The sequence below is a fragment of the Ignavibacteria bacterium genome (assembly GCA_015709655.1).
Classification (GTDB): Bacteria; Bacteroidota; Ignavibacteria; order Kapaibacteriales; family Kapaibacteriaceae; genus OLB6.
The window spans coordinates 1,651,041-1,663,478 of sequence record CP054181.1 but is presented as its reverse complement, the minus strand read 5'-3'; the positions used below and the strand labels follow the sequence as shown (position 1 = coordinate 1,663,478).

Below are 12,438 nucleotides of genomic sequence, written 5' to 3'. Positions count from 1 at the left end.
CTTTTGTTTACGAACAAGAAAAGTGGTAGAAATCCAGACAGATCGATTGAGCACGGTACTCCATTTGCCTTGGTTAACAGTACTGTACTACCTGCTTATTAATATGATGATATTATTGTTTGTCATTGTTTGTTTATTTAATTTATGATCGTATTGGTTACTTCGGTGATTGTATGTTCTTCTGAAAGCTGCCGCTATGTCTCGTTTATTGCTTCTCGGTGCCGTTCTTACGGCTCTTCTTAATCTTTCTGTTACGGCTCAGCCTTTGCAGTTGCAGCTCGTGATTAATCCAAATCCGTCAGCATACCTGAGTGACTGGCAAACCAGGAGTGAAACCGTGTTTCTCTCGGTTACAAATGCAACTTCCGGAAGCTTCCTTGTACGAGTAAACGCCTCTGTTAAAAAAGGAACACAATCGGGTAGTGTGGTAGCAGAAACAAAGACTGAACAGATGCAGCCAATCGAGATTCCCCCCGGGGTTACAATCCTGAATGCCGAGGATGTGTTTCAGTACGATCTGGTTCGGTTTTACGGAAATATTGACAAGATTTCTACCCGGACTGGACGGCTTCCGTCCGGACTTTATACCATTTGTATTTCACTGGTTGACGCACGTAGTTCTGAACTGGCGCTGACCAATGATGTTTGTGCTCAGTTTTCTGTTCAGGAGGTGTTGCCTCCGCGTTTAATTGCACCTCAGAACAACGCCGAGTTATCGCCCGAGCTGCTACCGTCAGCAGTGTTTCATTGGAGCAGGGAAACTCCTCCCGTAACCGGCACGCATGCCGAGGTTGTTGTTGTTGAGTACCGGGACGGACAGCCTGCTTGGCAGGCCCTTGAGTCGAATCCCATTGTTTTCAGAGATCGGGCTTCTGAAGGTTCAACCGGGTTGCCGTGGCCTCCGGATATTCAACTGTTTGAAGGTCGCCGCTACGTATGGAGTGTGCGTATACTCGATGAACAGGACCGACCGGTAACTCAGCCGCCATGGGCAGAACCGTTCCTTTTTAGTGTGGTGCGGAACAGTATGGTTGCTAATTGCAATTGCAACAATCTGCGAATTGTGACTTCACCTGATAACATAGAAACCCAACCACCTGAAATAACAGAGGCCATACCCGAGACTGAGCTTGCCACCAAGAGTGTGACTCCCGCGTTCCGCACTCTTTCGGGTCAGCCTGTTGAATTAAATTACATTACGGATTGCCAGCCTGCTTGCATCAAGGAAGCCACATGGGAGGTACGGTATGTTGGTAGTGCGGCAGACGGCACCGGAAACAACGATGTCTCCACCAGTCCAATCCCTCCTGGTGCTATCGTACAAGCCGGTACCGGAGTATCATTGATATTTCTGAATACGCCCTCCGGAGCCTATCAGGTGTTATGTCGCATTGCCAAAGCCCCTTCATCAACCTCAGCAAGATTGTCTGAGACAAACACTATGGTCGCAACGGCAACTGTTGTGGTGCAGGCCGGTGAAACCCCTGCGCAGTCACGTGATACAGTGCCCTGCTCACTCTCTGTTGTGGAGCCACTCCTTCCTTGTACTGGCACCGTTAAGGACTATCATACAAGCGGGGCTATTACTGTCACCTACGCCGTATCAGGAAACGTGACTGATGCCACTATTACAATTACCGACAACCCTTGCGGTAAATGGATACCACCCGGAATACCACGGGTACCAACGGAGACAACAACTCCCAGTCCCTCTGCCCGACTGCCGGTGCCTTCAGCTGCCGGAGTACACTCCGTTACCATCCCAATCATCGAATATGTTGAGCCCGGTGCAGCATATATTATTCGGATAAACGGACGTTGTACCTCACCCGCCGGGCTGACTGCTGATGTTGTTTCTGACGATGTGTGCTGGCGGTATCGGCCACTGAAGGAATCACCCGAAACCGACACGGAAACTCCGGCATCGGACCGTACCACTGAAACCAGACCCGGGTCTGGAGACGTAACTGAGACCCCCGTACCACGAGTTCCGGGAATACCCGTACCTGAACGTCCGTGCGACTCTATTCCGCCTACCGTTGTGCAATGCAATCCAACACGCGGCACGAATCCGGCAACACCAATTCAGGCAACGCTGGAGCTGAAAGACGCTGACCTCTACAAGTACCCCAGGGCAACCCCGCTCCGCGTTAATGCTGTTGACTGGGACTATGCGATTTTCACCTGCGAGGGCTGCGGAGGCGGAGATGCACAGAAGTGGATTCCTGTCCGTGACGGCATCAGCACCATTACGTGGAAACTTACCGGCAAAGGCTCTTTAAACTCTCCGTTTAGCAGCACTGCAATCGGTGCCGTTGATAGTAAACTTAATGATTTGCTACAGCTGCTTAAGGAAGTTACTGATAGTTTGAAACAATTAGCTGTTAGCCGACAGAACGCAATTGATGAATTTAAGCGCATTCAGGATAATGCACAAAAACAGCTGGCAACAGCCAATGATGATCTGCAACACACTCGCGATACCCTTAGCGTAACTGAGCAACAACTTTCGGCATTAGCTGATTCACTATCGGCCTGCTCCAAACGCCTTCAGCACATTAGTGAGAATTCCCTGGAGTTGTTCGAACAGGTCCGTCGTGCCCAGGATTCGGTAGCTCGCTATGATAGCTTGCTCATTAACCGTCCGGGCCCGGAGGAACTGTCGCGCTTGATTACTTTGGAGAACACTCAGTCAGCTGTGAACAAAGCAAAAGCAACCCTCAACTCAATCCAGCAAGAAATTGTCAGTCAAACAAAGGTGCTTCAGGCCTCCATTCGCACTACCGAATTACTCCTCGCCCGCGCACAGAAGACGTATTCTGATCTGGTTAACACGTCAGGCCGGCACACCAGGAACATAGCAAATTTCCAACAGCAGTTATACCATAGTCCTGAACTTCGATCATATCATGGAAGTGTTCGGGACCTGCACCGTTACCTGACACTGTACGCTGCTCAATTCCCCGCAGCCTTGAACCTGGCTGTAAACACCTCCCGAATTGAAAACATGATCAGCACCGTCCACGAAGCTCTCACCCGCGGCTCAACCCCAAGACAGCGTAGCCAGGCCCGCTCCTATGTGGACTCACTGTATCCGATAACACGAGCATCGCTTCTTTTATCGTGCAGTGTAATATCCGACTCTGTGCAACGCACATCATGTTCAACGGCAGCGGGTAATGTTACTGGCGCCCTCGATGCATTTGTAACCATTGCTATTACCTGCATTGATGGTGGCCAGACAATGCCACGTGGAGTTGAACAGAGAATTCAGTCAGAGCGCACCTCAATGCTGTCGTTCGAGGCCGCACTGGCGAGTGCTTACGCAAGTGTTGAAGTTGCTTCTGCACAGCACAGTAAGGCACTGCTGGCATATTCTGACAAAATGGAATCTCTGGATGCAAGTCGCGTGAATACCGTGGATGAGGTAGAACAAGCAACCGTTGCTCTTGCCGAGGCGCAGCAATTGTATGACCAGGAGCGCAACAGCCGCGACTCGCTGTTCAAGGCAATGCAGCCCCAGCTTCTGAACCAACGGGCGCACCATTCAGCTGTTCGTGACAGTGTACGCAGAATGATAGACTCGAATGCTGTTTCGTTTACGAAGGCCATTGCTGATTCTATTGCCGTTAACCTTCAGAATGATTCGGCACTTGCGCGGAAACAGGAACTCACCATCAGAGAGGCCGGACTCAAGCAAACAATTGCCCGTTTGAAAGAACTGCTAAAGAAAACCGAAGCCGATGTTAGAAAACCGTTCGACAACCTCGAAACAGCTCTTCGAGCCGACAGCATCAGAATTGAAAAAGAAATTGCCGAGGCACTCAAGACCCGCGAACAGCTCTCGGGTGGCAATAAGGCTGCTGAAGGTGAATTTGCGTACTACATCCCTCCTCCGCTTGAAATCCTGATGAATGACGCCGAGAAGAAGGAGTTTCAGCGTCTGAAAGACTCTGTTGCCGTAGCCGAAGCTGCCGTTACCATCGCGCTGACAGCAAAGGAAGCACTGCAGGCGGAACTCACCGGGATGCTTGTGTCAATATCTACAGCACTTGCCGAAATAAAGCAACTGGCGTATCAGCAATCCGAAGCAGAGGATGCAATTAAGGAACTTAATTCCAAGATTGCCGATGATAAAAACAACCTTGCCCTGGATTTCAGAGAAACCTACGACAAGCTTCAGGAGATCATTGGAAAAGCTCAAAAACTTGAGCAGGATGCCGGTAACGGACTCGAGGTTAAAATCAGCGAGGCAACACGGAAGGCACGCGAACTTGAAACAAAGAAAGCAGAGTACGACAAGGTTGTGTTGGAACTCTACACGGCATCAATTGAGGCAAATAACACCATAGAGGATGCCAGAACAAAGGCATTGGCAGCCCGAGAAACCATGAACACTCTTAATGATGCCTCCCTAATACAACACGAAAACCGCCAACAGCTAAAGAGCGTTGCACGAGAACGTTCAAGAGCTAATGATCAGACTCGCCGGGCTATTGCACAAGAAAGTGCGGCTGCCGAAACTGCGGCAAAAGCAGCAGAACTTTCTGCAAACGCAAAGCATCAGAACAAGGTAAGTGAAATTGCAGCACAACAGACGATACTAAATACATTGAATACCTTGTTCGAAAAGGAAATCAACAATATGGCTGCAGCCGATTCTCTGGTTAGCAAAACCCAGAAAGAGTGGCTAAGGGTGTATAATACATATCAAAAAAAGCATGCTACTTATAAGGAGGCATTCAGTTCACTCGAGACTACGGTGCAGGAAATCGAAGCAATTCGCGGAATTCGCGACAGAGCCTCTGCAAAAGCAATGAACGCACAGGCCGCACAGGAAAACCTGCCCGACCAGGATGATGTTGTAGAAAACAACAGTGACATAAAGGCCAGCCAGACTGAACGTGATGCAAAACAAAAGTTGGTTGAAACCATTAAGAAAAAGATAGATGCACTCAGTACGGAGATCTCCGGGATTTTGTCCAGTAAAGAGGAAAAAATCAAAAGTGCACAAGAACACCTTGAGAGTGCCCGTAAGAACCTACAACAAAAAAACGCCGATCTCCGGAGTTTTGTCCTGACCCGTTTTAACAGTCCAAAGAACCTTGACACCCTTGAGATTACCGTTACCGACAAGGTTGTGGATGCCTTTCGATCAAAGGATGGTGTTACCAAATTTATTTGCTATGTACGATACGATGGCTCCCGAACACCTATGGTTCAGTGTGACCCCTTTAACGAAAACAAACCACCGGTAAAGACAACTGCCGGTCCATGCATCCCTAAAGTTGATCCACTCCCGGATGCTCCGGTGACCGGTGCCGATCCGCATATCGAAAAGTTCGAACCACGCACGATTGCCCTGCTGTACAAGAATGGTGAGCCAATCTGGCCAGAATGGCCGGTGTTCGAGTCCGGACTATTAGCCAAGGATGTGGTGGTTTTACAAGGCGCGGCTGCTGATAACGACGTTTTTATTCACAAATGCCTTCCATCCGATGCCTGGTGTATTCGCCCACCACCAAAACGCCTTTCCGTTGTTGACCTTCCGCACCGACAGTGGAGTGGCAAGGGTATGTTCAGGCATATTCTGCCAAGATCGGAACGCGTACTGTGGGAGCCTGAACACGTAGAGAAACCGGTTTGTAAGGAACCACAGGAAACAAAGGCTGATTACACTGCTCCTGAAATCGCCCCCGACCCGGAAGCTCCCAAGAAAGCAAAGCACATTGTCAAGGCCGCGGTTCTGATCGAGGTTACTGACAGTCTCACCGGCTGGCCAAAGCATACCGATACAGTGATTGCCCGGTTAGTGACTGGCGATCATAAGGGGCTGGGGGGTGAACGGATCATCCTAAAACCACACCTGGAACAAGGTGAATCCAAGGATTGGAGTCTGAATGGTGTTCACGATGTTGTCGAGGTTACTACCGATGCCAACGGATACATAAAAGTGCCGTTTGACTTCGGCGATGGGTTTGCCTCCTGGAAGATCAATCTGTCATGGGTGCGCACCGACACCTGCGAACGAAGAACAATTCATGTTATCTCACCCTTACTGCTGAAGTTCCATCGATTTAATAAATCAGCGCCGACAATTGCGTGGGATGCCGCAGTGAAAGTATGGGAAGGTAGTAGCGTAAATAGTGTTCTCGACGAGATGCCCGATGTTACGGAACATGATAATCCGTATGGCAAAATGGTTCACTCGGTTACAGGTTTATTGGACCACAATCGTGATTTTGTTAATGATGAAACGATCAACTTTAAACCATTAGCACCGAAGTTTACTACCGTTCCTGACAATGCAAAAACGGGTCTTTTTGGAATAGCACGATCACAGGTTAAGGATACAATCGAGAAAACCGTGCTAAAAATGCAGGTCTTCCCTTCCGATACACTAAAGCCCCTTTCACATCCGCCAGCAATTACAAAAGAATACAACCCCAAGGGTGGCAAGACATTTTCGATCGGAGCTTCTGACGATCTGTTTGTTGTTGAAATGAATGAGTTATTTGATCCGCAGGATGTGGTTGCGGGTGAAGGTACTCTGAAGATCAATAGTCCCAAGGAATTCCTCCGTAGTCTTGTAGATCTCCCAGTTACCGCCGAAGGCATTGTTTTAAACGGTTCCCTGGTTGCAACCGAAGGCACGGTACGGCATGAATCAGGTGAATTACAGGCAAGATGGGATGCGTTCAGCTTCTCTATTACATCTGTGGAAATTCAGGCCGGTGTAGGCTGTGCAATCGAAGGATCAGTATCTCATTCCAAGATTGAAACTCCGGTTGTGTTTACAGCCGCACTAAGTACCAATGGTGAATTTTACGGACGAATTGAGAACCTTCCGTCAATCACTGCCGCTGGTTTTACAGTAAAACAGGGCGCATCGGTTGCACTGGATTTCCACTCCAAGTTCCCTGCCAACGATCCGTTGGGGGCTGATTTCCGCGGTATTGCCATTGGTAAGGCCGAGGTTGAATTTCCGGACGAATTTAAGTCTAAGGATGGCGGAATACCAACGGTTCTGAGTGTGTCGGATTTCGGATTTGGGTCATCCGGGCTAAGCGGTAAGATCTCCATTGAAGGAGGGCCTCTTTCAATGTCGTTCTCGAAGTTTAGTATCAGTGTTTCTAAGCTAACGGTGGTCTTTGAGAAAAACAGTATTAAAGAGGGTTCAATTGAAGGCGCATTCTCACTGGAGAAACCATTAAGTGGTACTCTCGTTACAAATCTTACATGGTCAGATACCTGGAAGGCTGAATTCGAAACAAAGAGTTCGTTAAGCATACCACGGTGGAAGGCTGTTGTTGCTATTCTGCCCGGTACCCAGCTTGAATACGATCCACAAACCGGTGTTGGGTTGTTCACGCTGGTGTCCACAATCCAGAGTGATCGGTTTGGTACCATCCGTATTAATGAACTGATACTGGGATCCGACGGAACCTTTAAAATTAACGGCGGAATCGAGAAGGACGTTAACATTAAAATCCTGTCCGGTCTGGACCTAACAATTACGAACATTAATATTGAGGCAACCGGAGATGATTTTAAGCTTGCAATTGATGGAGGGATTGGGATTCCTGGAATTGGGCTTCAGCAGACGTCAGGAACACTATACGTACTGCCGGGACCTGAATTCTCAATTAAGTTTAATAGTGCGGACATTACGATTACCAAGGGTCCTTTCACTCTCAATGGGAAGTTCGAGTGGGCAGATAACAGTATATATGCCAAGCTCAAGGTTGAAATCACAAATGTGCTTAGTGGTATCGAGGGTGAAATCATGGTTGGCACTCAACCAACCAGTGATAACAAGACGTATACATTCTGGTATGTTGGATTAACCGTCAGCACTGCTATTCCGCTTGGACAGAGCGGTTTGTCCATCACATCAATTGGCGGTGGCATTGGTTGGAACTGCAGACCACCAGCGGCTTCGGGAAAGCCAACGCCTGAGTTCTTCGATAATATCGCTCTGCGTGCCAGCGTAGGTGTCGGGAATACCCTTCCTCCACCTGCCGGAAAAGTGTTTAACAGCGAGTTTGTAATGGTGTACGTACCCGGCTCAATTACACTGAACGGGCAAGCATGGCTCATGAACCAGCGGTCATCAATTCTTGGGGAGGGCGAGCTAACGCTGGCATGGTCTCCGAATACGCTGGTCTCGGGATTTCTGCGTGCAAGCGTTGGTATTCCCGATAACGAGGGTAAGTTTCTCCGCATTCAGGGCAAGGTAGATTTTAAGTTCTCACCCTCCGAATTTGTTATTAAAAGTGAATATTTAGATGCCTCACTCATGGGTATTATTAATGCAAATGCTCAATTTGAAGTAACCAAACAAAGGGGCTTTATTCGCGGCACATTGTCGTACAATGTGAACAAGGAAGCCAACATTGTTATTGGTACTGTAAAGGCAGGTATTAACCTTAGTGCTACAGCCGAGCTTGCATACACAACCGAGCCGTTGGTTTCCGTAAGCGGCAGTGCTTCATTCAGGGGCGATGCCTATCTCACCTTTGAGAACTGGTTAACGAGTTTTGACATTGCCCGAATGAATGCAGTCTGTAACGCATCATTCAGCACAACGGGATCTACCTTTACCATGAATGGGTCTGTGGACCTGTATGTTTCTGTACTTTCGTTTGGAGGTACCGTCAATTTTGATGTGGGAGTATCAGTATGAAAGCTGTTGTACTTCTCTGCGTTGCAGTGGCGTTAGTCGCTGCCGAACACGCGATGGCTGCCCACGACATTCAACTCTTCGCATTCCGGACCGATAGCGGTATTCACCTGCGGTGGATTGGCAACACTGATCCCGACATTACGGGATGGCTTCTGGAACGGCAGGTTCATAATGCATCCTGGGAACGATTAACGCCTGCTCCATTGCCTTTCGTGCTGTCGTATAAGGAAATGAGCGCTGTTGTAGGACGCTACAAGGCAATGTACTTTTTAACGCTATTTGGCGTAACAGATGAGCGCGATCTTAACGAAGCTGATATTCGCCGTACACTCACCTCACCGAATGTTGGATTACATTTGGCCTTCCGGGCTGCTGCACCGGAAGTGGCAGTGATATCCGGTGAGTATTATTTTGACACACTTCGCATAGCCACCCCTGTCTCCTATCGTATTATCCCTGTCAGCGCCCGATCTGTACACGAAGAGCTTGCAACATCAGTTTCTGTACCATCCACACAGCCACGTCTTCCACAGCCTATCGACGTTCAGGGATCAGCGTCTGATGAAGGGGCTTTACTGACCTGGCTGCGGAACAGCAGCAACGATAGCGCAAATGCCATTGTTGGCTACAAAGTGTGGCGAAGTGCATCAGAGTCCGGACCTTTTGAAAGGGCAGATCTCTTAACATCCATTCCGTTATTTTCAGCTCATGATACCAGAGGTCTGTACAGCTGGGCTGACCCCTCAGTGGCGGTCGGCGATACGGTTTACTACTACATTACAAATGTTCATGTAACCGGAGTTGAAAGCTCCCGTAGCAGTATCATCAGAGTTGTTGGTACTCCGGCACTATCCTTGGTTGTTCCCAATAACTTCCACTACGTTCCTTTCGCAGCAGGAGTAAGATTGCGATGGAATTGGGAAGGGGCTTATCGCCCGCACACATTAATCCTACACAGGAAGAGCTCCGATGGTGATGGTTGGCAGGAAATTTGGCTAAAGCCTGCCGACACACTGTACACCGACGCACTAATGCAGCCCGGATATTCATACTCTTACTTTATCAGCGTGATGGTTAATGACACAGCAGCACATACCGACACGCTTACGGTTTCGTTACCCGATAACGTGCCACCATTACCACCACGCATTACCAACGTTAAATCTGATACCGGCAAGATACTGCTCTGGTGGACAAGGTCTCCCGACAGCGATGCAGTAGGATACGTTGTGTATGCCACTTCTGACACGGTTCGGCAGAATTTTCTTCAATTGAATTCCAGTCCAATATCCGATACAGTTTATACTCATCATGTTGACAAGTTCACTGACCACGAATTGTTTTACAAGGTAGTTACGGTTGACGCTGCCGGCAATAACTCGCAGTACAGCATAACCATTAGTGCAAAGCCCCTTGATATCAACCCACCGGCACCGGCACAAATACAGAACTTTCGGTTCGACAACGATGTGGTTGCATTTTCAATCCTTCCGTCGGTTTCTGAAGATGTCGCGCAATACACCGTGTTTCGTCGGCATAACGCTGCAGACTGGATTACACTAACAAAGACAAGTGCGCTTGAGGTTACCGATAAACCAACCGACCCGGGCACCTATGAGTACCGGGTTGCAGCGGCTGACCATGCGGGAAACATGTCTCGGCTTAGTCAGTCGCGTATAGCACATAAAGCAGCAACCTTGCCATCACCCAAGCAGCTGACAGTTGTTGCGGAAGCTGTATGTATCCGATTGCAATGGCAGGCAGTGCCCAATGCTGCGGGTTATCGCATCACTCGAATTCACCCGCACACGAATCAACGAACGGTGATTGACAATGTAGAAGCGTCGGTGCAGAGTTACGCCGACAGATTTGCTGACAGGCTGCAGCAGCATACGTATGAAGTTACTGCCAGAACTGACAACTGGGAAATGGGTTTGCCCGCCACTATTCTGTACACTCCACCGAAGGAGTAAAATGTGCTGGCTTCTTATCGTTGGAATCATGTTGTGTGCAGGGTGTGCGTATGGGGCTGACACTGCATTTGTATCTGTTCACGGCTCCGCCCGTGTTTCAGCCGAGTTCTACAGTCTAACCAGCAGTGGAGCAACGTCTGCAGTTCCACGCCGCCCGGAAGCTATCTTTAGATTGTATTCCGGCACCCATCTGCGTTTTTCAGATGTACTGGAAATCCCAATTCAAATCCAGTACACCTATCGTAGCCCCTTCGATCTTCAGGCTAACGTAGCAACGGCATCTCTGCCCGACATTTTGTTTAACCCACTAAATCATTTTAGCATATCTCCTGTTTTTGGTCCGGTTCGTCTGGAAATTGGGTCAGTGTACACGCGATATGGTTCTCTGATAGCTGACAACGCCCAGGTGTTTGGTGCTGGAGGCAGCATATCGGTTGGTAAGCTTACTGTAAGCGCAACCTACGGCATTCTGCAAAGGGGCATCCAGGCCGATACTGCAACTGTCTCTCCAGGCAGTTTTATGAGAACATTGTTTGCATGCCGCATTTCTTCTGAGCCTGAGCCACAGTTTTCGTATGGATTTTCGCTTGCAAAGATTAATGACGACGAGCAGTCAATCCCTCTGATCACTGATGATATGACCGTTCCCATACCGATCGTGAATGATAGTGGCATTGCCGTACGCGACACCCTTCTTAGCCTTACCATACCCGATGCCTTGATGCCCGTGGCACAGGAAGGTATCGCTGTCGGGTTTGACATTCGAGCACCGGTAACAAAAAATTTTACCATCGCTGCTGAAGCTGCCGGAGTATGTTTTACCCGTGATAAAGCAGCCCCCGAACTAACGACCGAGGTACCGGTTCTAAGTTTACTGTACCTCATGCGCACCTCTACACGATTGGATTGGGCCGGAATCGTATCAGCCGGTTATGAACAAGAAACCTGGGGTATTGAAGGTCGGGTTAATTACGTAGGACCCGGATTTATATGTCTTACGCAGCCTTTGTATCAGCCTGACCGTATAGATGTAACCATCAACCCACGCATTTCCATGTACAACGGCCGGCTAAATGGAACGGCCACGTTGGGCTGGCGGAAGCAAAATATCGCGGATGCGCTTGATGTTGCGTCTGACCAGATGTTAATTCGTGCCAGCCTGACGGCCACTGTTCTGTCCGAGCTGAATATCAACGCATCCTTTACAAACTTCGGGCTGCGCACAACCTCTGATTTTGATACTCTACGGTATGAGCAGGTGTCACAGTCTCTTGGCATAACACCAACATTTACGCTGTTAACACAGAATCACTCTCATCAAATTAGTGTCTCTTTTAATCGGGATGTGTACACGGTTCAAGCTGTTCTGTCGCAACCTGCCACAGTAACCTCGTCCATCTCTGCAAATGCACTCTACGGTCTTTCGCAAACAAGTGGACTATGGGGAATGCGTGTGGTAGTATCCTACGTCAGCAGCAGTCAGCAGGCATTCGGCGTTTCTCACTATAGTGTTTCGGCATCCGGGAACTACAAACTGTACAACGGACTTCTACATCCCGACGTATCACTTGTAGTAGGATCTCAAGCTATTGGAACTCTTCCGTCTGAACTACGAAAAACTGTTCGAATGGGAATTCGGTCAAAACTATCCTCGTCTCTTACCGGTAACGCACAAATGCAGATAACGGATGTTAACTCTACAAATCCGTCTGGCAGGAGCTTCACTGAATATGTAGGCTCCGTAGGCCTTCAGATTTCCTTTTAGCGTTCCGAATGCCG

At 48.8% G+C, this 12,438-nt stretch carries 3 protein-coding genes; all 3 read left to right on the top strand.

What is annotated here, in order from left to right; translation table 11 throughout:
• Positions 1–196 precede the first annotated feature (196 nt).
• Genes HRU79_06680 through HRU79_06670 form a run of 3 tightly spaced genes read left to right on the top strand, consistent with a single transcriptional unit; the run spans position 197 to position 12,424 of the window.
• Entirely contained in the window at positions 197–8,686 is an 8,490-nt protein-coding gene (locus HRU79_06680; GenBank protein QOJ26351.1) for a hypothetical protein, read from the top strand.
• Complete coding sequence (locus HRU79_06675; protein QOJ26350.1) at positions 8,683–10,659, top strand: hypothetical protein; 1,977 nt, start codon at positions 8,683–8,685, stop codon at positions 10,657–10,659. Before HRU79_06680 ends, HRU79_06675 begins: the two co-directional genes overlap by 4 nt.
• 1 nt (position 10,660) lies before the next feature.
• A complete protein-coding gene (locus HRU79_06670) occupies positions 10,661–12,424 on the top strand; it encodes a hypothetical protein (protein QOJ26349.1) in 1,764 nt (587 codons plus the stop codon).
• Positions 12,425–12,438: the final 14 nt, after the last annotated feature.

What these genes read in the sequence shown, in the direction of transcription:
- HRU79_06680 (QOJ26351.1), top strand. Translation starts at nt 197, where the DNA reads ATGTCTCGTTTATTGCTTCTCGGTGCCGTTCTTACGGCTCTTCTTAAT.
- HRU79_06675 (QOJ26350.1), top strand. Translation starts at nt 8,683, where the DNA reads ATGAAAGCTGTTGTACTTCTCTGCGTTGCAGTGGCGTTAGTCGCTGCC.
- HRU79_06670 (QOJ26349.1), top strand. Translation starts at nt 10,661, where the DNA reads ATGTGCTGGCTTCTTATCGTTGGAATCATGTTGTGTGCAGGGTGTGCG.